The sequence below is a fragment of the Streptomyces hebeiensis genome, assembly GCF_052983195.1.
In genome coordinates, this window is the sequence record NZ_CM129812.1 from 2,978,129 (window position 1) to 3,000,679 (window position 22,551).

The following is a 22,551-nucleotide window of genomic DNA, read 5'->3' on the forward strand; positions in this document are numbered from 1 at the left end:
CGGGCCGGAGCGTGAGGCCGGCGGCGCGAAGGGGGCCGACAGCGCCAAGAGTGCCGGCGGTGCAAAGGGCGCCGGCGATCCCCGGGCCGCGGGTGGCCGGGCCGCCGTCGCCCAGGGTGCCGGCACTGACGGAGCCGACGGCGTCGGCGGCGGTGAGGCACCGGGGCGTACGACGCGCTCCCGGCGCCCCCTGCGGGTACTGCGCTGGGCCTCCGCCGTACTGGCCCTGCTCATACTCGGGACGGCCGGCGCGGCCTATGTCTACATCAGGCACCTCAACGGCAACCTCCGCAGCGGCGAGCGCAGCAACGGCGCCAGCGGTGTGCACAAGCCCGTCGCCAACTCGGCCGGCCAGACCCCGCTGAACATCCTGCTGCTCGGCTCGGACAGCCGGGCCAAGGCGGAGAACGTGAAGCTCGGCGGCAGCAGGGACACCGCCGGCAACCCGCCGCTCGCGGACGTCCAGATGCTGCTCCACGTCTCCGCCGACCGGAAGAACGCCTCGGTCGTGAGCATCCCCCGGGACACCCGGGTCGACATCCCGGAGTGCGAGGACGCCAGGACGGGCGAGGTCTTCCCCGAGACCAACACCATCATCAACGAGACGCTGGCGCGCGGCGGCCCCGGCTGCACCCTGAGCACCTGGGAGAAACTGACCGGCGTCTACATCGACCACTGGATGACGATCGACTTCTCCGGTGTGGTGCAGATGGCGGACGCGATAGGCGGCGTCGAGGTGTGCGTCACGGACAACATCTGGGACCGGCCGCTGCCCGGCGTGCCCGGCGGCTCCGGCCTCAAGCTCACGAAGGGGTCGCACCAGATCCAGGGCGAGCAGGCGTTGCAGTGGCTGCGCACCCGCCACGCCTTCTACAGCGATCTCGGCCGCGCCAAGGCGCAGCACATGTACCTGAACTCGATGCTCCGCGAGCTGAAGTCGCAGAGCGTCTTCACCGACACGCCCCGGCTGACGGGTCTGGCGGAGGCCGCGACCGAGTCGCTGGAGGTCTCGGAGGAGATCGGTACGGTCAACAAGCTGTTCGACCTGGCCATGCAGCTCAAGGACGTGCCGACCAATCGCATCACCATGACCACGATGCCCACGGTGGCCGACCCGCGGGACCCCAACCACCTCGTCGAGGCGGAGGACGCCGGCACGATGTGGGCGATGCTCCGCGACGATGTGGCGTTCGACAGCAACGGAAAGCCCACGGAGGACTCGAAGGGCTCGGAGGACTCGAAGGGCTCGGAGGACTCGGAGGACTCGGAGGACTCGGACAAGGCCTCGGGGTCGGAGAAGGCCGCCGGTTCGGACAGGCCGGCCGAAGCGGCGGGGCCCGCCGTGAAGGACCCGGCCTCGGACCCCGCCAATACCGGTGTGCTCGTACGGAACGGCACCGGCGACGCGCAGGCGGCCCCGGTCGGCGGCCGTGCCTCCGTCGTCGTCCAGGCCCTCGTGGCCAAGGGCTACGCCTTGGCGCAGGCCGACGCGACCATGACCCCGCGGGAGAAGACCGAGGTCGGCTACCCGAGCGCGGACATGGAGGGCGCCGCGCAGGCGGTGGCCACGGCGCTCGGTATACCGCTGAACCAGGTGAAGCGGTCCACGGACGTGTCCGGGGTGACCGTGGTCGTGGGCGCCGACTGGCGCGACGGAACGTCGTACCCGAAGCCGAAGACCCCCAAGGCGGGCGGCCTGCCGGAGGCGGCGGACGCGATCAACGGCTCCGAGAAGGACGCCTGCATGGACGTGTACGAGTCGTACCGCTGGTGATGACGAGCGCACGCACGCGGGCGTGTGCGACGCGTGGTGCGTAAGACCTAGGAGAGGCGCCCGTGGCCGGGTGAACGACCCGGCCACGGGCGCCTCTTCGTCATGACGACTGCCGACTGCCGACTGTCCGTTGTCCGTTGTCGGCTGTCGGCTGTCGGCTCGTCAGGCGTCGGGCAGGCAGGCCGTCAGGTCGTTCCCGTCGCCCCGACGTTGTCGTCCTGCTGCCGGGCGGCCGGCCGGCGGCTGGCGATGACCTTCTTCGCCAGTGAGCGCGGGCTCGTCAGGAAGCCGAACCCCCACGACATGTGCATGGTCGCCAGCGCCACCGGGATCTGGAGCCGCGCCTTCAGCGGCAGCCCCCTGCCCGCGGGTACGGAACCGGCGACGATCGCCGCCAGATAGCCGCCCGGTACGACCAGCCCCCACGGAGTGACCAGGACGCCGGCCACCAGACCCGCCGTGATGGCGCAGACCGCCGCCGGCGGGGCGAGGTACCGGAGGTTGATCGAGCCCGCGTGGTAGCGGGCGACGACATGGCGCCAGCGCCCGTAGTCCTTGTACTGCTTGGCCAGCGCCCGTACCGAGGGGCGGGGTCGGTACTGGACGCGCAGTTCGGGCGAGAACCAGACCGCTCCGCCCGACTCACGGATGCGGAAGTTCAACTCCCAGTCCTGGGCCCGGATGAACTCCTCGTTGTAGCCGTCCAGCCGCTCCAGCGCCGCGCGCCGGAACACGCCCAGGTACACGGTCTCGGCGGGCCCGGCCCGGCCTCCGGTGTGGAAGGCCGCGTTGCCCACGCCGATCTTCGAGGTCATGGCGGCGGCGACCGCGTGCTCCCAGTCGTTCTCGCCCTCGGCGTGCATGATGCCGCCGACGTTCTCGGCGCCCGTCTCCTCCAGCAGGCGGACGGCGGTGGCGATGTAGTTCGGCGAGAGCATGCCGTGGCCGTCGACCCGGACGACCACGGGGTACCTGGACGCCTTGATCGCCGCGTTCAGCGCGGCGGGGGTGCGGCCGGTGGGATTGGGCACGGTACGGACCCGGGCGCGCTCGCTCGACGCGGTCTCCCGTACCAGTTCCGCGGCGATCTCGTCGGTGCGGTCCGTGGACGGCCCGAGGGCGATCACCACCTCCATCTCGCCGTCGTACTCCTGCTCCAGGATGTGCCGGACGGAGTTCCTCAGATGACGTTCCTCATTGAGCACCGGCATGATCACGGAGACCGCGGGGGGCAGGGCAGGCATGTGGTCCTTCTGGGGTCCTTCGGGCCCGGGTCCGGCCTCGGCCGGGCCGCGTACCGACGGCGTGCTCACGGCTGCGTGCGGCGTACCGACGCGTACGGGGCGCCCGGGCCATGACCGGATTCGGGAGACGGCGCTGGCCCGGCCACGTTACCGCGAACGGGGGAACGCGACGCGCCCCGCCCGGGTGGCAGCCCCGGGTCACTGATCATATGGGCCTACCGTGCTGGCGATTCCCACTGTCCGCAGCCTCTCGGCTCCCCCAACGTCCGTAGCCCCTCGGCGTCCGTACTCACCCAACGTCCGTAGCCCCTCGGCGTCCGTGCGGAGGCCCCGTCACCGCGGAGGTCCCGCCGTGCCCACACCGCCTCGCCCGGACAGCCGTGCGGTGCCCCCGCCCACGGCTCCCGCACGGCCCCGGACCGGGACCAGGAGCCGGCGGCGGGGCGGCCCCCGGGGGGCTCGGCCGCGCTGGGGCACCCGGCTGGTGACAACCCTGTCCGTCCTGGTGCTGGGCGCCGGCGGCATCGGCCACGCCGTCGTGACCAGCCTGGACACGGAGATCGGCCGGGTCGACCCGTTCAAGGACATGAAGAACCGCCCCGACGCGGGCCACGGCCTGAACATCCTCCTCGTGGGCACCGACGGCCGCGACAAGATCACCGAGGAGCAGCGGCGGACCTACCGGCTCGGTGGCGAGCCCTGCAACTGCACGGACACGATCATGCTCGTCCACCTCTCGGAGGACGGGCGGCGCGCGAGCGTGGTGAGCGTCCCCCGGGACAGCTACGCGGAACTGCCGGAACACACCGACACCACCACCGGCGAGCACCACAAGCCCCACCCGGTGAAGATCAACGCGGCCTACGCCGAGGGCGGGCCGAGCCTCACGGTCCGGACCGTGGAGCGGATGACCGGGGTCAAGATCAGCCACTACCTGGAGATCGACTTCGCGAACTTCATGAAGACGGTGGACGCGGTGGGCGGCGTGGACATCTGCACCCCGCAGCCGCTCAAGGACACCTACACCGGTCTCGCGCTGGCTCCGGGCACGCACCGGCTGAACGGCGGCCAGGCGCTCCAGTACGTACGGTCCCGCCACCTCGACAACGCCGCCGACCTGGGCCGGATGCGCCGCCAGCAGCGGTTCGTGGCGGCTCTGATCAGCCGGGCGACCTCCAGCGGAGTGCTGCTGAACCCGGTGAGGTTCCAGGAGGTCGCCGCCACGGTGCTGGGCTCGGTACGGGCCGACGCCGGATTCGGCATGCGGCAGATGCTCGCCGTGAACGAGGCGATGCGCGGTTTCTCCCCGTCCTCGTCGGAGTTCACGTCCGTGCCGCTGGCGCCCGCCGAGATCCCGGTGCCCGGTGGCGGTACGGCGCTGACCTGGGACCCGGTGAAGTCGAAGGAGCTGTTCGACGCCGTGCGCGAGGACAAGCCGCTGGCTCCGGAGCCGCCTTCCGACGGCGACGAGGGGAACCCCGACGGAGACGCCGAGGGACGCGTCGAGGACAGCGCCAAGGACGCCAAGGGCGGGAAGGTGGTCGAGGTCCGGCCGCAGGACATCCGGGTGCAGGTCTACAACGGCACGCCGACGGACGGTCTCGGCCGGCGCGTGGACGACGCGCTGCGCGCCACGGGCTTCCGCACGACCGGGGCTCCGCTGGGCTCGGACGGACCCGACGTACGCCGGACGGTCGTCATGTACGACCCGCGTTGGGACCGCTCCGCGAAGTCCCTGGCGGCCGCGCTCCCGGGCAGTGAGCTGCGCCCCGTCCCCCAGCAGGGCCCGACGCTGAAGGTGCTGGCGGGATCCGACTACCGAGCGGTGACGCCCGTTCGCGCTCAGAATGCGTCCAAGGGCGCGTTCGAAGCGATGACCGGGGACCAGGCCGTGTGTCCCTGAACACTCACGGCACTGCCATGGCACGTGCCGCGGAACGGCGGGACGGCCGCGGGACGGCGGCCCGTCCCGGCCACGGGGTCCCGGGTCCACCACTCGCGACGGACGCAGACCTACGTCCACGTATGGAGGTGCTCAGAAGGTGAGCGGAGACCGAGAGCAGGACATGTCCCCCGGGGCCGCCACGCCACGGACCGCCACGCCGCGAACGCACACGCGAGGAACGGACGCACGGAACACCGGCGCGGGGAAAGCGGGCGGCCCGCGAACCGGGGTACTCGCCGGGACACCGCGGGCCGGCACACCGGAGGCCGAGGCGACGCCGACCGGCGCAGCCGCCGGGGCACCGCGGCGCCGACTGCTGGCCGCCGCCGCGTTCGCGCCGCTGCTGGCCGGGGTGGGCATGGCCGGAACGGGACTGGCCGGGCCGGGCACGGCCACCGCCCACGCCGACACCCGGCGCGGCGGCGGCCCGGTCCCCCCGGACCACTCCGGGCACCCGCCCGGCCCGGACCACTCCGGGCACGGACGCCCCCTCAAGCCGGTCAGGACCAAGGCGGGCGACTGGGACCACGTCGTCAAGGCGCTGGGGCTCTCCGGCGGCCCCAGCATGGTGCGCGGCGAGTTCCTCCACGCCCGCTTCCCGCGCACCGACCTGGACGTCGTCTCGTACGGCGTCAAGGTGTCCCCGGGACTGGCCCTCGGCTCGCACGTGGCCTTCGTGCGCTACGAGGACGGCTCCACGCTGATCATGGGGGACCTGGTCTGCGCGGAGAACGAGCTCCAGCGGGTGTCCGACGCGCTGTTCGCGCACCACATCGAGATGACCGCGCTGCACAAGCACCTGCTCGCCCACTCCCCCGACGTGTGGTGGATCCACGTCCACGCGCACGGCCACGACGCGGTGGCGCTGGCCCGCGGTGTACGCGCGGCCATCGACCGTACGGCCACCCCGGTGCCCCAGCCGCGCCCCCGGAGCCTGGAGAATCCGCCGCTCGACCTGGACACCCGGCGGATCGACGCCGCGCTGGGCGGAAAGGGCTCCAACGACGGCGGTCTCTACAAGGTCGTCTTCCACCGCCGCGAGACGATCGTCGACCGCGGCATGGAACTGCCCCAGGGCCTCGGTGCGTCCACGGCGTTCAACATGCAGCTCCTGGGCGGCGGCCGGGTCGCGCTCAGCGGTGACTTCGTCATGGTGGCGGACGAGGTCCCGAACGTCCTCGCCCGGCTGCGGCGGGGGAAGATCAACCTCGTCGAACTGCACAACCACGGTCTGTCGGAGGAGCCCCGGCTGTTCTTCACGCACATCTGGGCCGTGGGCGACGGGGTCAGGATCGCCAGGGCGCTGCGCCCGGCGCTGGACGCCACCCGCGTCACACCGGGCGGTCAGGGCGGGGGCGACTGAGGGCCCGGAGCGCCCGGGAGGCGGTACCGGGGCCGGGTGCCGCCTCCCGCCGTCTCACCCGAACGGCCGTCCGCGACGCCGCACGGTCACGCGCGCCGGCGCACGGTCACCCGCGCCGCCGCACGGTCACGCGTCCCACCCGGAGCGGCTACCTGCCCCACCCGTACGGTCACGTGTCCCACCCCGTACGACCACCCGTCCCACCCGTTCGGCCGCCTCCGACCAGGTGAATGCATCAGATTCGCAACAGGGCCGACCCGATTTCCCATGACCCCTGTATGGCGTACGAGCGGGCCCGGCACACTGGTGCGCATGAATGATTGGCCCGACGGATGGACCGGCGACCGCGGTGAGCGGCGCGACCGCTACGGACGCGGCAGTGGGGGCGCCCAGCCCGAGGGCGCGCGCGTGATGCCCCATGTGCAGTCACGCGGCGTGCCCCGGCAGGCGCAGGGGTACGCCCCCGGCCCGGGTGCCGGGCCGCCGCCCGGTGCCGGCCCCGATCCGGCGTACAACACGGGCCAGGTCTACGGCTCCCCCTCCGGCGGTGGCCCGGGCGACGGCGGCTACCGCCGGGCCGGCGCCATGGGCCCGACGCGGCCCGCGCCCGACTGGGGACGCCGGATCAAGCTGGGCGCGCTCACGCTGGTGATCGTGATACTCGGCGTCTCCATCGGCACGTACTTCTGGGCCGACGGAAAGCTCAACCGGGAGGTCGACCTCTCCAAGGTCATCGAGCGCCCGGCGCAGGGCGACGGCACGAACTACCTGATCGTCGGCTCGGACAGCCGTGAGGGCATGACCGACGAGCAGAAGAAGCAGCTCCACACGGGTTCGGCCGAGGGCAAGCGCACGGACTCGATGATGATCCTGCACGACGGCTCGAACGGCCCGACGCTGATCTCCCTGCCGCGCGACTCGAACGTGACGATCCCCTCGTTCAAGGGGTCGGACTCCGGCAAGGTCTACCCGAACACGGGCCGGCAGACCAAGCTGAACGCGGCGTACGCGGAGGACGGACCGGAGCTGCTGGTCCGCACCGTCGAGTTCAACACCGGCCTGCACATCGACCACTACGTGGAGATCGGCTTCGCCGGCTTCGCCAACATCGTGGACGCGATCGGCGGCGTGGAGATCGACATCCCGAAGGCGTTCAAGGACAAGAAGTCCGGGGCGGACTTCCAGGCGGGCAAGCAGACCCTGGACGGCGAGCAGTCGCTGGCGTTCGTGCGGACGCGGTACGCGTTCGCGGGCAGTGACCTGGACCGTACGAAGAACCAGCAGAAGTTCCTGGCGGCCCTGGCCTCCCAGACGGCGACGCCGGGCACGATCCTCAACCCGTTCAAGCTCTACCCGACGATGGGCGCGGGCCTGGACACGCTGATCGTGGACAAGGACATGTCGCTGTGGTCGCTGGGCCAGATGTTCTTCGCGATGAAGGGCGTCACGGGCGGCGAGGGGAAGTCCATGAACATGCCGATCTCGGGCAGCGTGGGCGGCAACCTCGTGTGGGACAAGGAGAAGGTCAAGCAGCTGGTGAACCAGCTCAACAACGACGAGAAGGTCACGGTCTCCGGCGACTGATGGACACCTCCGAGCCGCGCCACGAGCCGGACCACGACGAGCCGCTCCGCGACGAGCCGGACCACGAGCTGATCGAGGCGGCGGCGGCCGTCGCGCGGACCCGCGCCCGCGGCGACCGCCACACGATGGCGGCGGCCGCCCGCGCGGCGGACGGCCGGATCATCACGGGCCTGAACGCCTACCACTTCACCGGTGGCCCGTGCGCGGAACTGGTCGTCCTGGGCGCGGCGGCGGCCCAGGGGGCGTACGAGCTGACGACGATGGTCGCCGTGGGCGACCGCGACCGGGGCGTCGTGTCGCCGTGCGGGCGCTGCCGCCAGGTCCTGCTGGACTACTTCCCGGGCATACGGGTGATCGTGCCCGCGGCCGACGGGCCGCGGGCGGTGGCCGTCGGGGACCTGCTCCCGGAGAGCTACGTCTGGGCGGACCACGCGGACTGAGGGGCGGACCCGCTGAGGAACGAACGGTCGGCCGACCATGCGCGGGCGCCGGGTGAGTACGACTCACCCGGCGCCCGCGCGTTCGCCCGACGCCCCGTCCGGGGGCCCGTACGACGGGCCCGTACGACGGGGGCCGTACGGCTGACGCGGTCCGGAGGCTGACGCCTGCCGCTGCCCCGCACGATCGATCTGTGCGACGAACTCGTACGGGCCGGCCCGTACCGCCGCGCCGACCGCCACAGGAGTCGGGTCAGGGCCGTCAGGCGATCCGCGGCGGCGTCGTCTCGCCCTGCGCCGCGCCCGCGGTCCCCTGGGCCGGCAGCGGCTCACCGGAGCCGGCCGATCCTCCGCCACGGCGGATGAGGAAGACCGCGCCTGCCGCCAGGACGGACGCCGTCGCGAGGCTGTACAGGCCACCGTTCGTACTGCCGGTGGTGTCCTTGAGGTAGCCGAAGAGCGTGGGCGAGACGAAACCGCCGAGGTTGCCCAGGGAGTTCACGATCGCCAGTCCGGCCGCAGCGATCTTGAAGTCCAGGCCGGCCTGCGCCATCGGCCAGAACACGGTCGCGGCGCACTTTCCGCCGATCGCGGCCAGCGTGATGGCCAGCAGCCCGAACCACGGCGAGCCGAGCGTGGCCAGGAAGGCGCCGACCGCCGACAGGATGAGGGCGGCCACGAGGTACGGGCGGCGGTCCGGCGCGCCGTCGGCGAAGTGGCTGACCGTGTACATGGCGATCACGGCGCAGATCCACGGGATGGCGGACAGCAGGCCGATCTGGAAGGGCGAGAGCCCGCCGATCTCCGCGACCAGGGTCGGCAGCCAGAAGGTGATCGCGTAGCCGGTGAGCGCCATGGCGAAGAAGACACCGGTCAGCAGGGCGACCTGGGGATGGACCAGCAGCTTGAGCTTCGAGACCTTGGGCGCGCGGTCGCGGGCCTGTTCGTCCCGCGCGACCGCCGCGCTGAGCGCGTCCTTCTCCTCCTGGGTGAGCCAGCGGGCGTCCTGGATGCGGGAGACCAGGAAGAAGCCCGCCACGATGCCGACCACGATGGAGAAGACGCCCTCCAGACCGAACATCCAGCGCCATCCGGCGATGCCGGCGACGCCGTGCATCTCCAGCAGCGCGCCCGTGATCGGCCCGGTCACGATGTAGGCGGTGGCGGATCCGCCCAGGAAGATCGCGCTCGCCCTGCCACGGCTGGAGTCCGGCAGCCACTTGGTGAAGTAGAGGAGCACGCCGGGGAAGAAGCCGGCCTCGGCGACACCGAGGAGGAACCGCAGGATGTAGAAGACCGTGACGTTGTGGATGAAGGACATCGCCACGATCACCGTGCCCCAGGTGATCATGATGCGGGTGAGCCAGACCCGGGCGCCGTAACGTTCCATCAGCATGTTGCTGGGGACTTCGAAGAGGGCGTACCCGATGAAGAACAGGCCGGCACCGAGGCCGTAGGCGGTGGCGCTGACACCGATGTCGGCCTTCAGGTCCGCCTGGACGAATCCCACGTTCGTCCGGTCCATCTGGTTGACCACCAGCATCAGGACCAGGAGGGGCAGCATGCGGCGGAGGAACTTGCCGACTGCGCGGCTCTCCGCGTCCGGCTCGCTCTGGCTCGCCGGGCGCTTCCTGGGAAGCTGCGGGACCATCTTTGTCTCCCACTGTGAATTGCCGTGAAGGTGTGACCGGCCGTCCCCGGTGCCCCACGCTGTCGACCGCGTCGGCCGGACTCCACCTGCCGGGCTCGGGGGCCGCACCGCACGGGGGCCGCACCACACCGGGGCCGCACCCGCAGGCCGCGACAGACATCCAGTCGTACACGTATGTGAACCAATTTCACACGTGTGGTCACGTTACGGAGGCGTGTCCTCCGGGTCAATGACTTGCTCACGGAATCTCATCAGCCGGTGCGGGAGGGCGCCGGGGCGGGCCATCTGCCGCCCGACCAGGATTGACGCACCGTCCGACGGGACTTAGGTTGGCGCCTCGTACACAGGTGCACATGCAAGTCACATGTATGAACGGAACCTTATGCTTGACGGAGTGTTGTTCTTTCCGGTCACCCCCTTCGGCGCCGACGGCGGTCCGAACCTCCCGGTCCTGAAGGAGCACGTACGGGCCGGGGTGGCCGCCGGTGCCGGAGCCGTCTTCCCCGCCTGTGGAACCGGCGAGTTCCACGCTCTGTCGCCCCAGGAGCACGCGGACGTCGTACGTGCCGCGGTCGAGGCCACCGACGGGGCCGTACCGGTCTTCGCCGGTGCGGGCGGCGCGCTGCCCAGCGCCGTGGCCGGCGCCGCCGCGGCGCGCGAGGCCGGGGCCGACGGCCTGCTCCTGCTGCCGCCCTACCTGGTCACCGCGCCGCAGGACGGGCTGGTGGAGTACACCCGTCAGGTGGCGGACGCCGCCGGGCTCCCGCTCATCGTCTACAACCGCGCCAACGCCCGGTTCGGCCTGGACGCCGCGGTGCGGGTCGCCGCCCTCGACAACGTCGTCGGATTCAAGGACGGTGTCGGCGACATCGAGACGCTGTCCCGCACCGTGGTGGCGATCCGCCAGTCGCTGCGCGAGAGCGGCAAGCGGTTCCAGTTCTTCAACGGGCTGCCCACCGCGGAGGCGTCCGTACCCGCCTACCGGGCCGCCGGCGTTCCGCTGTACTCGTCGGCCGTCTTCAGCTTCGCCCCCGAGATCTCGCTGGCCTTCCACCGGGCCGTGACCACCGGGGACGACGCACGGGTCGAGGAGCTCCAGGCGGGCTTCTTCCACCCGCTGGTGGAGCTGCGGAACAAGCTCCCGGGATACGCGGTCTCGCTGGTCAAGGCGGGCGCCCGACTGCGCGGCCTGGACGCCGGGCCGGTCCGCGCCCCGCTGACCGACCCCACCCCGGAAGACCTCGACGCCCTCTCCTCGCTCCTGGAGCGCGGACTCGACCTCGCAGGGAAGGCCTGACCATGACCGCCGAACGGCTGCGCATCTCCTCCGTCACCATCACCCCGGTCGCGTTCCGGGACCCGCCGCTGCTCAATTCCGTAGGCGTCCACGAGCCGTACGCGCTGCGCGCGATCGTCGAGGTGCACACCGACGGGGGGCTCACCGGGCTCGGCGAGACGTACGCCGACGCCAAGCACCTGGAACGGCTGAACGCCGTGGCCGAGGACATCGTGGGGCTCGACGTCTACGCGACCGAGGAACTGCACCGGCGCGTCGGCGCGGTCGTGGCGCGCGTCGGCGGCGACGGCGGGACCGGACTGACCGGGATGGTCACCACGAGCAGCACGGTCGACCGCGTGCAGTCCCCGTTCGAGGTCGCGCTGCTGGACATCCAGGGACAGGCGTCCGGCCGGCCCGTCTCCGACCTGCTGGGCGGAGCGGTACGGCCCTCGGTTCCGTTCAGCGCCTACCTGTTCTACAAGTGGGCCGCCCATCCGGGCGCTGAGCCGGACGCGTGGGGAGCGGCGCTGGACCCGGAAGGCGTCGTGGCCCAGGCCCGGCGGATGGTCGACGCGTACGGATTCACCGCGATCAAGCTCAAGGGCGGGGTCCTGCCGCCCGAGGAGGAGGTGGAGGCGATCCGGGCGCTGCGCGCGGAGTTCCCGGACCACCCCCTGCGGCTCGACCCGAACGCCGCCTGGTCGGTGCCCACGTCCATCGAGGTCGGCCGGGCGCTGGACGGGGTGCTGGAGTACCTGGAGGACCCGACGCCGGGCATCGAGGGCATGGCGGCCGTCGCGCGCGAGGTGTCGATGCCGCTGGCAACGAACATGTGCGTCGTCGCCTTCGACGAGATCAAGCCGTCCGTCGCGGTGGACGCCGTCCAGGTCATCCTCTCCGACCACCACTACTGGGGCGGCCTGCGCCGTTCCAAGCTCCTCTCCGGGATCTGCGACACGTTCGGCATGGGACTGTCCATGCACTCGAACTCGCACCTGGGAGTCAGCCTCGCGGCGATGGTCCACCTGGCGGCGGCCACGCCCAACCTCACCTACGCGTGCGACACGCACTGGCCGTGGAAGACCGAGGACGTCATCGAGCCCGGCGTACTGGAGTTCAAGGACGGCTCGGTGACGGCCCCCACCACCCCCGGCCTCGGCGTCACGCTCGACCGCGACGCGCTGGGGACCCTGCACGAGCAGTACCTGTCCTGCGGCTTGCGCGACCGGGACGACACGGGCTACATGCGCAGCATCAACCCGACGTACCGGGTGGCGATTCCGCGCTGGTAGGCCTTCGCTCACCCTGCGACGTCAAAGGTGCGGCGGTGCCCGACGCCGGCAGGCACGGCGCTGGAGTACCCCCGCCCCGCCGCACGGAAAAGGCCAGGTTCGTCTGGCGCCCGCCCCCGAAACCGCTCGGTTCGGGGGCGGCTGCCTGTGTGCCCACCACCCGGACCGCACGGGCCGTACTGACCACCCATGTGGGAAATCAGCGTGTCCGGGTCCGTTCGAGACTTCCGGTCGGGCGGCAAATCTGTGCGGCCCGACGTTCGGTGGCCAGCCGGTCCGGTGCCGGGACACCGTGGTGTGCGTCGGAGCCGTCGTCGCTCCGTCGTCCGCTGCATCGATCCCGTGAGGAGACAGTATGCGTTCGAAGATCGCTGCCGGTTTCGGCGCCTTGAGCATGGCCGTCGGGATGGTCGTCGCCCTTCCCGCATTGCCCGTCGCCGCAGCAGCGCCCGGCTACCACCTCAAGTGGGGCCAGACCTGGTCGAAGGGAACCGTGACGTTCAACAACCGGTCGGTGGCCGTGGTCGGGCAGCAGAAGTCCGTGAGCAAGAACGACTGCCGGCGGACCTACGCCTCCGCCCACGCCGCCAACGGCAAGGAACTGGGCTACGCCATCACGCCATGGGTCTGCGGCACGACGGCGAAGTACAGTCTCAACGTACCCGCGAACGTGCGCGGCGGGGCCGCCTACGTCAGGGTCCACTTCCAGGACCACGCAGCCAACACGGTGGCCCGCGCAACAGTCCGCAAGCCCTGACACGCACGTGAGGGCCCGGGCTTGCCGCCTGCGAGGAGTAGTGCCTCGTCCCGGACTCCGGGCTTTGGGCAGCCGTGCGAGTGCGGGTCGCCTGAGGTTGGCCTCCGACGGCCGGGCACCCGACGCCCGGCGGGGATGCTTCCCCAGCATTTCCCCGTGACCACCTGCACGGGGGGCGCCGCCATCGCTGGTCAGTCCAGGGATGAGACCGCGTCCGCAATGAGGGCGCGGGCTGCCGCTCCCCGTGTGGCCTGCTGCGAGAGACGTTCGAAGGCACGGGCGTACAGCTCGACCTGGCTGGGCTGTGTGAGCGTGGACGCCGCGTCCAGGGTGTCCGCGTGCACCCTTCGGTCATCGAAGATCGTGAAGGTCGGCATGGGCCACACGGCCCGTTGTTGCGCGAACGGGACTATGCCCACGGCGACGTTCTGAAAGTCCATGACGCCAAGCAGCGCCGCCATGGTTTCGGCGCTGCACAGCCGGTATCGCAACACCGACTCTTCCAGCACGAAGGAGAACCGGCGCCCGCCCTTGCTCAGCACCTCGTTCCGCCGTATCCGGGCTGCCACTGCCTCGCTCACGTCGTCCGGCGTCCCTCGGAAATCCGCGATGGAGGACAGCAGCGCGGAGGCGTACCCCGCCGTTTGAAGGAAGCCAGGGATCACATCGGATACGTAGACGCGGAAGGTCTTGGTCTGTTGGTACAGGTCGCCGGTGCTTTCTTGCAGGCGCCGGAGGCCGGTGCGCTGAAGCCGTCTCCACTCCACATGTGCTTCGGCGGACTGCCTGTTGGCCGCGATCAGGTCGGGGGCCTGGTCGTCAGCGGCGCAGGCTCGACACCACGCTCGGATGTCGGCATCGGAGGGGGGCGTCTTGGCGTTCTCGATCCGGGATGACTTCGACTCCGACCAGCCGCACCTGACTGCCAGCTCCCGCCCACTGATCCCCGCGTCCTTCCGGATCTCCCGCAGACGGCCGGCGAGTTCTTCACGGGCTCTTTGGACGGGTGTCCGACTGCAACGTCTTCTTGCGGCGGCATCCCGAGGGCCACTGATGGTCACGGCTGAGGACATCGACAAACGGGTCGAGGATGCGCCGGAGGGAGTCGGCATCCTGCGTGACGAGATCCCGGATTATGAGGACCCGGCCGAGCCACCCCGGGAGCGCCGCAAGCGGCCGACCGCATTCATCTGGCCGGAGCATGGCGGCAAGAAGTGGCCAGGTCCTGTCCGGTCGATCTTCGTGCAGGCTCTCGCCCCGGCCCGCCCCTTGACGGGGTGCTGTCCTGGGAAGTGAGGGCAACCGCTTCGGCCCCAGGGAAGCCGAAGCACTCAAATCCCCGCCCCGACCGTTTCGGCAACAAGAAGGGCCGGCGGTCGGGGCGCGGTTCCACGACGGCGCGGGCTGCTTCCGTGCCGCCTCGGTGTTCGACCGGAAGGAGCGCGCAAAAATGGGTAAGAAGAACGAGGACGACTGGGACCCGTACGCCAACCAGGACCAGGCGACTGATCCCGAAACTCGCGTCTCGCAGAACGGGGACGTGCACAGCAGCATGGCCGACGACGAGGACCGCGAAGGGAAGTAACGCCCGTGATCCACGGCGAGAACCTGGCGAAGGACCTGCGGCGTGACCACGGCTTCATTCACGTCGGACGCACCAGGGACGGTAAGGCCGTGGTCATGCGCAAGCGCGACAAGTGGACCGTGGTCCCCCTGCGCTGGCTCACTGAAGACGCCGTGAACACCATCAAGGTTCAGGCCGGGGTCAGCCTCGTGTGAGTCGGCGAACGAAGGAACGCCCCCGCTTGAATTCGCCGAATCGGCGAGGGCCTTCCTGGTCCTGTCAGCCCAGGATTTCCCCCGGCACGACGCCCTTGACCGGCCCAGAACGGCCCCCGACGGACAGAAGCCGATCACCGCTCACGGACGGCTGAAGGCAACGCGCTGACCTGCGAAAATCGCTCTACGGCAGGTTCCTCGCCATCACGATCCGCTGGACCTGGTTCGTGCCCTCATAAATCTGGGTGATCTTCGCGTCGCGCATCATCCGTTCCAGCGGGTAGTCGCGCGTGTAGCCGTAGCCGCCGAGCAGTTGGACCGCGTCCGTGGTGATCTCCATGGCCGCGTCCGAGGCGTAGCACTTGGCCGCGGCGCCGAAGAAGGTCAGGTCCTCCTTGCCGGCGCCCAGGTGGACGCGCTCGGACCTGGCGGCGGCCGCGTAGGTGAGCTGGCGGGCCGCTTCCAGCTTCATCGCCATGTCGGCCAGCATGAACTGCACGCCCTGGAAGTCGCCGATCGGCTTGCCGAACTGCTTGCGCTCCTGGACATAGCCCGTGGCGTAGTCGAGCGCGCCCTGCGCGATGCCGACGGCCTGCGCGGCGATGGTGACGCGGGTGTGGTCGAGGGTCTTCATCGCCGTGGCGAAGCCCGTGCCCTCCTCGCCGATCAGACGGTCGGCGGGGACGCGGACGTTGTCCAGGTAGACCTCCCGGGTCGGGGAGCCCTTGATGCCGAGCTTCTTCTCCGGCGCGCCGAAGGACACGCCCTCGTCGGACTTCTCGACGACGAACGCGCTGATGCCCTTGGTGCGCTTGTCCGGGTCGGTGACGGCCATGACCGTGTAGTACTCGGAGACCCCGGCGTTGGTGATCCAGCGCTTCACACCGTTGAGGACGTACGCGTCGCCGTCCCGGACCGCCCTCGTCCTCATCCCGCCCGCGTCCGAGCCGGCGTCCGGCTCCGAGAGGCAGTACGAGAACATCGCGTCGCCCTTGGCCAGCGGCCCCAGGTACTTCTTCTTCAGCTCCTCGCCGCCGGAGAGGATCACGGGCAGCGACCCGAGCTTGTTCACGGCGGGGATCAGCGAGGACGACGCGCAGACCCGCGCCACCTCCTCGATCACGATCACCGTGGCCAGCGCGTCGGCACCGGCGCCGCCGTACTGCTCGGGGACGTGGATGGCGTGCAGGTCCGCGCCGACCAGCGCGTCCAGTGCCTCCTGCGGGAAGCGGGTCTCCTCGTCCACGGCCGCGGCGTACGGCGCGATCTTCGCCTCGGCGAGCGCGCGCACGGTCTCGCGGAGCATGTCGTGCTCCTCGGACGGGCGGAACAGATCGAAATCAGCCGAACCTGCCACGGTCTCTCACTCCCCAGACTGCCAACAGACTGCTAACTACCGTTAAGTAACCAAAGCTTAGAGCGCCGTACCGCCATGCGAACAGTGCGGGCGGGTGAGCTTGCCGACAGCCGCCCCGGAAACCCGGCCGGTGGCCTGCCCCGTCCCACCGCGTGCGCACCGGACCCGGCGCGTACGCGATGCACACCGCGCACGCCGGGTACGCCCGTACGCCCGGTACTCCCGTACGCCGCGTCCACCGCGGTACCTGCCCCTGCGACGCCCCTGCCACACGCGGCTATGCTCGGGCCGCGCGCCCGGGGACGCCGGCCGCGCGGCAGCACCACCCGTACACGTCTCCCTGGAGCACCGCATGGCCCTCAAGATCACAGTGATCGGCACCGGTTACCTCGGCGCCACCCACGCCGCGGCCATGGCGGAGCTGGGGTTCGAAGTCCTCGGCCTCGATGTGGTCCCAGAGAAGATCAAGATGCTGTCCACGGGCCAGGTCCCCATGTACGAGCCCGGCCTCGAGGAACTGCTGCGCAAGCATGTCGCCGGAATCGAGGGATCGAGCGGCCGGCTGCGCTTCACCATGGACTTCGCGGAGGCCGCCGACTTCGGCGACGTGCACTTCGTCTGCGTGAACACCCCGCAGAAGCACGGCGAGTACGCCTGCGACATGAGTTACGTCGACTCCGCCGTCGAAAGCCTCGCCGAGCACCTGTCGAAGCCCGCGCTCGTCGTCGGCAAGTCCACGGTCCCCGTGGGCAGCGCGGAACGCCTGGCGGCCCGGATCGACGAACTGGCGCCCGCGCGCGGCGAGGTGGAACTGGCCTGGAACCCGGAGTTCCTGCGCGAGGGCTTCGCCGTGCACGACACCCTGCACCCGGACCGGATCGTCGTCGGCGTGCGCGGCGAGCGCGCCGAGCGGCTGCTGCGCGAGGTGTACGCGGGGCCGATCGCCGGGGGATCGCCGTTCGTGGTGACGGACTTCCCGACCGCCGAGCTGGTGAAGACGTCCGCGAACTCCTTCCTCGCCACCAAGATCTCGTTCATCAACGCGATGGCCGAGGTCTGCGAGGCGGCCGGCGGAGACGTCGTGAAGCTGGCGGAGGCGCTGGGGTACGACGAGCGCATCGGGCCGAAGTTCCTGCGCGCCGGGATCGGCTTCGGCGGCGGCTGCCTGCCCAAGGACATCCGGGCGTTCATGGCCCGGGCGGGCGAACTCGGCGCCGACCAGGCGCTGACCTTCCTGCGCGAGGTCGACTCGATCAACATGCGCCGCCGCGGCCACATGGTGGAGCTGGCGCGGGAGGCGGTGGACGGGGACTCGTCGTTCCTCGGCAAGCGGGTGGCGGTACTGGGCGCGACCTTCAAGCCCGACTCGGACGACGTACGGGACTCGCCCGCGCTCAACGTCGCCGGACAGATCCACCTCCAGGGCGGCCAGGTCACGGTGTACGACCCGAAGGGCATGGAGAACGCGAAGCTGCTCTTCCCGACGCTGCGGTACGCGGAGTCGGCCCTGGAGGCGGTACGGGGCGCGGATGTGGTCCTGCACCTGACCGAGTGGCGCGAGTTCCGCGAGCTGGACCCGGTAGTCCTGGGCGAGGCGGCGGCGCGCCGCCTGATCCTGGACGGCCGCAACGCGCTGGACGCGGAGCGGTGGCGGGCGGCGGGATGGACATACCGCGCGATGGGCCGGCCGCTTTTCTAGGGGCTCGGTCCGCCTCCGGGGGCGCCTGATACGTCGGCTTCCTGCTGTCCGCCTCCCGGATTCCCGCCTCCCGGGTTCCTGATACGCCCGGGTGCCCACGTCCGCCTCCTGGGGTGCCCGTGTTGTCCCGGGTGCCCACGTCCGCCGGCGAGTGAGCCGAAGGGGCGCGCCGCTGTCGAAAGGGAGAGCGCGCGGAGGTTTGTGAGGTACGAGCAAACCGAGCACCGGTCGACCGTCGACAGTGGCATGAAGCGCCCCGGAGGCGAACCGAGCCCTCAAAAGAGGCCGCGCGCGGCGGTCGCCGGGACGACCCGGGTCACGTCGGAGGTTTCCCGGGCCCGTAACTCCACCCGCGCCCCGGAGGCGAACCGCGCCCCTAAAAAGAGCCGCCGCCGTCCAGTTCCGTCAGCGTCGCCCTCGACGGGCCCCGTTCCGTCTGGAGCCCTCGGGCGACGTCCTCCGCCGCGCCCAGTACCCGTACCGCGTTCCCCCACGTCAGCTTCGCGATGTCCGGCCTCGACCACTTCCGGGCGAGGAGTTCCGCGATCAGGTTCGGGTAGCCCGAGACGTCCTCCAGCCCCGCCGGGGTGAACGCCGTGCCGTCGTAGTCGCCGCCGATGCCGATGTGGTCGACGCCCGCCGCCTCGCGCATGTGGTCCAGGTGGTCGGCGACCGTGGCCACCGTCGCACGCGGGCGCGGGTGCGCTTCTTCGAAGGCGCGGTGGACCGCCATGCCCTCGGGCGTGGTGTCCAGGTGGTGCAGGCCGTGCGCCCGCATGTTCTCGTCCGCCGCGACCGTCCAGGCCACCGCCGCGGGCAGGACGAACTTCGGTACGAACGTGACCATCGCGACGCCCCCGTTCGCCGGCAGCCGCTCCAGCACGTCGTCGGGAATGTTGCGCGGATGGTCGCAGACCGCCCGCGCGGAGGAGTGCGAGAAGATCACCGGCGCGTCGGTCGCGTCCAGTGCGTCCCGCATCGTCGTGGCGGCCACGTGCGAGAGGTCGACGAGCATGCCGATCCGGTTCATCTCCCGCACGACCTCGCGGCCGAAGGCCGACAGCCCGCCCACGCCCGGCTCGTCCGTCGCCGAGTCCGCCCAGGCGATGTTGTCGTTGTGAGTGAGCGTCATGTAACGCACGCCCAGCGTGTGGAAGGCCCGGAGCGTGGCGAGCGAGTTATTGATGGAGTGGCCGCCCTCGGCGCCCATCAGTGAGGCGATCCGGCCCTCACGGCGGGCGCGCTCCATGTCGTCCGCCGTCAGCGCCCGCGCCAGGTCGTCCGGGTAGCGCTCCAGCAGCCGGGCGACCACGTCGATCTGCTCCAGCGTGGCGCTGACGGCGTCGTCCCCGGCCTGGTCCGACCGGACGTACACCGACCAGAACTGCGCCCCGACGCCACCGCGCCGCAGCCGGGCGATGTCCGTGTGGAGCCGGCCCGTCAGGTCGTGCGCGATGTCCAGCCGGTCGAGGTCGTAGCGGACGTGCTCGCGCAGCGCCCACGGCAGGTCGTTGTGGCCGTCGACCACCGGATGGCCGGCGAGCAGCTCACGCGCCTGCTCCAGATACACGGAGGAGGCGCGGTGCTCCGCCACGCCGTCCGTCTCCACGCCCGTCATGGTGGCCGCCCTCGTCTCGGTCCCGCTGTCCGTCCCGCTCTCGGCGCCTGTCCTGCTTTCGACGCCTGAGCCGGTCCCGCTGCCCGCGCCGGTTCCGCCGCCTGGCTCGGTCCCGCCTGTCGCGGCGCCGCCCGTCACTTGCCGAATCCGAAGTGCTCCGCGCCCTCGACCTTGGCCCGCAGCCGCTTGCCCTTCTCCGTCGCCTGGTCGTTCAGCTCCTGCTGGAAGACCCGCATCCGTTCCCGCAGCTCCGGGTCGTGGGCCGCGAGAACACGTGCCGCCAGCAGGCCCGCGTTCCGCGCCCCGCCCACGGAGACCGTGGCCACCGGCACCCCGGCCGGCATCTGGACGATGGACAGCAGCGAGTCCATCCCGTCCAGGTATTTCAGGGGTACGGGGACGCCGATCACCGGCAGCGGGGTCACCGAGGCCAGCATGCCCGGCAGGTGCGCGGCGCCGCCCGCGCCCGCGATGACCACCTTGAGGCCACGGTCCGCGGCCTGCTCCCCGTACGCGATCATCTCGCGCGGCATCCGGTGCGCGGAGACGACGTCGATCTCGTACGGCACCTCGAACTCGTCCAGCGCCTTGGCCGCGGCCTCCATGACCGGCCAGTCGGAGTCCGAGCCCATCACGATGCCGACGTGGGGGCCTCCGGCCTGGTCGGCGGTGGGTCCGGAAGGCGTGCCGGCCGGTGCGGGGGGTGTCATTCGGTGATCGTCCCTCGGAGGTAGTCGGCGGCGTGGCGAGCGCGTGCCAGCACGTCGTCCAGGTCGTCGCCGTAGGTGTTGACATGCCCCACCTTGCGGCCGGGTTTCACGTCCTTGCCGTACATGTGGATCTTCAACCGCGGGTCCCGCGCCATGCAGTGCAGGTAGGCCGGGTACATGTCGGGGAAGTCGCCGCCGAGGACGTTGCACATGACCGTCCAGGGCTCGCGGGGGCGCGGGTCGCCGAGCGGCAGGTCGAGCACGGCCCGTACGTGGTTGGCGAACTGGGAGGTGACCGCGCCGTCCTGGGTCCAGTGCCCGGAGTTGTGCGGCCGCATCGCCAGTTCGTTGACGAGTATCCGGCCGTCGGGCGTCTCGAACAGCTCGACGGCGAGATGACCGACGACGCCCAGTTCGGCCGCGATCCGCAGCGCCAGCCGCTGCGCCTCGCCCGCCAGCTCGTCGGGCAGTCCCGGCGCGGGCGCGATCACCGTGTCGCAGACCCCGTCGACCTGCCGCGATTCGACCACCGGATAGGCGACGGCCTGCCCGTGCGTCGAGCGGACGACGTTGGCGGCCAGCTCCCGGACGAAGTCGACCTTCTCCTCGGCGAGCACGGGCACCCCGGCCCGGAACGGCTCCTCGGCGTCCTCCCGGGACCGTACGAACCACACGCCCTTGCCGTCGTAGCCGCCGCGCACGGTCTTGAGGATCACGGGGAACCCGCCCACCTCGTCGGCGAAGGCGACGGCGTCGGCCGGATCGGCCACGATGCGATGGCGCGGGCAGGGTGCGCCGAGCGCGGTCAGCCGGGCCCGCATCACGCCCTTGTCATGGGCGTGGACGAGGGCGTCCGGACCTGGCCGGACGGGGATGCCCTCCGCCTCCAGGGCGCGCAGATGTTCGACCGGGACGTGCTCGTGATCGAACGTGATCACATCGCAGCCCCGCGCGAAGGCGCGCAGTGTGGCCAGGTCGCGATAGTCCCCGACCACGACATCGTTCACCACCTGGGCCGCCGAGTCCTGGGGGGTGTCACTGAGGAGCTTGAATCTGAGGCCGAGGGGGATGCCCGCCTCGTGGGTCATACGGGCGAGCTGACCGCCGCCGACCATGCCGACTACCGGGAACGTCACGTGCCCAGGGTATAGGCCGCCCGTGAGGGACGAGTGGGGCGCCTTGGGAGGCGCGTTTCGGTCACAACCGATCGCACGTCTATCACGTTCCGTATCTCCGCTGATCACACAGGCCGCCGTCCGGCCTACAGACCTGTCCCCGGGCGAGCGGGTGACCCCCTGGTTAGCATGGCGCGTACGGACCACCGACCGGACGGGGCTGAACGGGCACATGAGCGAACGGGGCGCACTCCGCGCGCGACTGGACCGGCTCGTACGCGAGGTGGTCAAGTTCGGCGCGGTGGGCGGCGCGGGGCTGCTGGTCAACCTCCTGGTCTTCAACCTCGTACGGCACGTGACCGAGCTGCCGGTCGTGCGGGCCAGCGTGCTGGCCACCGTCGTCGCGATCGCCTTCAACTACCTGGGGTTCCGCTACTTCACCTACCGGGACCGGGACAAGTCCCGCCGCACCAAGGAGCTGACGCTCTTCCTGCTGTTCAGCGTGGCCGGCCTGGTGATCGAAAACGGGGTCCTCTACACGGCGACGTACGGGTTCGGCTGGGACACCCCGCTCCAGAGCAACGTGTTCAAGTTCCTCGGCATCGGAGTGGCGACGTTGTTCCGGTTCTGGTCCTACCGCAGCTGGGTCTTTCGGGCCCTGCCCGCGGAGATCGGTACCACCGCCTCGCCGCGCGTGCACGGATCGGACGCCGCCGTGGACCTGGAGGACCTGGACGCTGCCGCGGACAGGGGCCCGGGCCCGAAAACGGGCCGGGGGGCGGCGGGCCGGGACGCGGAGCGCGCCCAGCGCCACCGCATACGCCGCTGAAGCGGGCACCCGCCCCGCCCCGCCCCGCACACCGCCGACACCGACGCCGCAGCGCACCGTGCGAGCCCGTACGCCGGTCGCACGGGCCCGACCACCTGACCCGCGCCCCGGCCCCGTA

19 protein-coding genes are annotated in these 22,551 nt (G+C 71.1%); 12 read left to right on the forward strand and 7 right to left on the reverse strand.

Going from position 1 to position 22,551, the window contains the following annotated elements; translation table 11 throughout:
* The first annotated feature begins 199 nt into the window (after positions 1–199).
* Positions 200–1,774 carry an LCP family protein gene (locus tag ACU6P3_RS12845; protein WP_447197869.1) on the forward strand — a complete coding sequence of 525 codons (1,575 nt, stop codon included), beginning with the start codon at positions 200–202 and terminating at the stop codon, positions 1,772–1,774.
* 185 nt (positions 1,775–1,959) lie between these two features.
* On the opposite strand, the gene ACU6P3_RS12850 is transcribed toward ACU6P3_RS12845, so the two are convergent.
* Positions 1,960–3,018, reverse strand: coding sequence for a glycosyltransferase family 2 protein (locus ACU6P3_RS12850; protein WP_447197244.1), 1,059 nt, complete (start codon positions 3,016–3,018; stop codon positions 1,960–1,962).
* A gap of 352 nt (positions 3,019–3,370) precedes the next feature.
* Here ACU6P3_RS12850 and ACU6P3_RS12855 point away from each other — a divergent pair, with 352 nt between their 5' ends.
* The 4 genes from ACU6P3_RS12855 (at position 3,371) to ACU6P3_RS12870 (ending at position 8,350) form a co-directional block, all read left to right on the forward strand.
* Positions 3,371–4,921, forward strand: a complete 1,551-nt coding sequence (locus ACU6P3_RS12855) for an LCP family protein (protein ID WP_447197245.1) — start codon at positions 3,371–3,373, stop codon at positions 4,919–4,921.
* A gap of 139 nt (positions 4,922–5,060) precedes the next feature.
* Positions 5,061–6,326, forward strand: a complete 1,266-nt coding sequence (locus tag ACU6P3_RS12860; RefSeq protein WP_447197246.1) for a DUF1259 domain-containing protein — start codon at positions 5,061–5,063, stop codon at positions 6,324–6,326.
* Positions 6,327–6,638: 312 nt separating this feature from the next.
* Positions 6,639–7,910 carry an LCP family protein gene (locus ACU6P3_RS12865; RefSeq protein WP_447197247.1) on the forward strand — a complete coding sequence of 424 codons (1,272 nt, stop codon included), beginning with the start codon at positions 6,639–6,641 and terminating at the stop codon, positions 7,908–7,910.
* Positions 7,910–8,350 (forward strand): cytidine deaminase family protein, encoded by a 441-nt coding sequence (locus ACU6P3_RS12870; protein WP_447197248.1) that lies wholly within the window; start codon positions 7,910–7,912, stop codon positions 8,348–8,350. Before ACU6P3_RS12865 ends, ACU6P3_RS12870 begins: the two co-directional genes overlap by 1 nt.
* A gap of 259 nt (positions 8,351–8,609) precedes the next feature.
* Here the strand turns inward: ACU6P3_RS12870 and ACU6P3_RS12875 are convergent, their stop codons facing one another.
* Positions 8,610–9,998 carry an MFS transporter gene (locus tag ACU6P3_RS12875; protein WP_447197249.1) on the reverse strand — a complete coding sequence of 463 codons (1,389 nt, stop codon included), beginning with the start codon at positions 9,996–9,998 and terminating at the stop codon, positions 8,610–8,612.
* 364 nt (positions 9,999–10,362) lie between these two features.
* On the opposite strand from ACU6P3_RS12875, the gene ACU6P3_RS12880 reads away from it, so the two are divergent.
* The 3 genes from ACU6P3_RS12880 (at position 10,363) to ACU6P3_RS12890 (ending at position 13,326) form a co-directional block, all read left to right on the forward strand.
* Positions 10,363–11,295 carry a 5-dehydro-4-deoxyglucarate dehydratase gene (locus ACU6P3_RS12880; protein ID WP_447197250.1) on the forward strand — a complete coding sequence of 311 codons (933 nt, stop codon included), beginning with the start codon at positions 10,363–10,365 and terminating at the stop codon, positions 11,293–11,295.
* Positions 11,296–11,297: 2 nt separating this feature from the next.
* Positions 11,298–12,569: a glucarate dehydratase family protein gene (locus tag ACU6P3_RS12885; protein WP_447197251.1), complete on the forward strand. Its 1,272-nt coding sequence runs from the start codon at positions 11,298–11,300 to the stop codon at positions 12,567–12,569.
* 355 nt (positions 12,570–12,924) lie between these two features.
* The gene (locus tag ACU6P3_RS12890; protein ID WP_447197252.1) at positions 12,925–13,326 is read left to right on the forward strand and encodes a hypothetical protein; all 402 of its coding nucleotides are present in this window, start codon (positions 12,925–12,927) and stop codon (positions 13,324–13,326) included.
* Between the two features lie 191 nt (positions 13,327–13,517).
* Here the strand turns inward: ACU6P3_RS12890 and ACU6P3_RS12895 are convergent, their stop codons facing one another.
* Positions 13,518–14,387 (reverse strand): helix-turn-helix domain-containing protein, encoded by an 870-nt coding sequence (locus ACU6P3_RS12895; protein WP_447197253.1) that lies wholly within the window; start codon positions 14,385–14,387, stop codon positions 13,518–13,520.
* Positions 14,388–14,776: 389 nt separating this feature from the next.
* Here ACU6P3_RS12895 and ACU6P3_RS12900 point away from each other — a divergent pair, with 389 nt between their 5' ends.
* Together ACU6P3_RS12900 and ACU6P3_RS12905 are read left to right on the forward strand one after the other, a co-directional pair.
* Complete coding sequence (locus ACU6P3_RS12900; protein WP_447197254.1) at positions 14,777–14,911, forward strand: hypothetical protein; 135 nt, start codon at positions 14,777–14,779, stop codon at positions 14,909–14,911.
* 5 nt (positions 14,912–14,916) lie between these two features.
* On the forward strand, positions 14,917–15,105 hold the full coding sequence (locus tag ACU6P3_RS12905) for a hypothetical protein (RefSeq protein WP_447197255.1): 189 nt from the start codon (positions 14,917–14,919) through the stop codon (positions 15,103–15,105).
* Positions 15,106–15,289: 184 nt separating this feature from the next.
* On the opposite strand, the gene ACU6P3_RS12910 is transcribed toward ACU6P3_RS12905, so the two are convergent.
* Positions 15,290–16,462, reverse strand: a complete 1,173-nt coding sequence (locus ACU6P3_RS12910) for an acyl-CoA dehydrogenase family protein (protein WP_447197256.1) — start codon at positions 16,460–16,462, stop codon at positions 15,290–15,292.
* Between the two features lie 352 nt (positions 16,463–16,814).
* Between ACU6P3_RS12910 and ACU6P3_RS12915 the strand changes: the two genes are divergently transcribed.
* The gene (locus ACU6P3_RS12915; protein ID WP_447197257.1) at positions 16,815–18,161 is read left to right on the forward strand and encodes a UDP-glucose dehydrogenase family protein; all 1,347 of its coding nucleotides are present in this window, start codon (positions 16,815–16,817) and stop codon (positions 18,159–18,161) included.
* Positions 18,162–18,537: 376 nt separating this feature from the next.
* Here the strand turns inward: ACU6P3_RS12915 and ACU6P3_RS12920 are convergent, their stop codons facing one another.
* From ACU6P3_RS12920 to ACU6P3_RS12930, 3 genes are all read right to left on the reverse strand, one after another.
* Complete coding sequence (locus ACU6P3_RS12920; RefSeq protein WP_447197258.1) at positions 18,538–19,770, reverse strand: dipeptidase; 1,233 nt, start codon at positions 19,768–19,770, stop codon at positions 18,538–18,540.
* A 143-nt stretch (positions 19,771–19,913) separates the two neighbouring features.
* On the reverse strand, positions 19,914–20,489 hold the full coding sequence (purE, locus tag ACU6P3_RS12925) for a 5-(carboxyamino)imidazole ribonucleotide mutase (RefSeq protein ID WP_447197259.1): 576 nt from the start codon (positions 20,487–20,489) through the stop codon (positions 19,914–19,916).
* Positions 20,486–21,697: a 5-(carboxyamino)imidazole ribonucleotide synthase gene (locus tag ACU6P3_RS12930; protein WP_447197870.1), complete on the reverse strand. Its 1,212-nt coding sequence runs from the start codon at positions 21,695–21,697 to the stop codon at positions 20,486–20,488. The genes purE and ACU6P3_RS12930 overlap by 4 nt, the downstream gene beginning before the upstream one ends.
* 139 nt (positions 21,698–21,836) lie before the next feature.
* Here ACU6P3_RS12930 and ACU6P3_RS12935 point away from each other — a divergent pair, with 139 nt between their 5' ends.
* Positions 21,837–22,433, forward strand: a complete 597-nt coding sequence (locus ACU6P3_RS12935; protein ID WP_447197260.1) for a GtrA family protein — start codon at positions 21,837–21,839, stop codon at positions 22,431–22,433.
* The last annotated feature ends 118 nt before the right edge of the window (positions 22,434–22,551 follow it).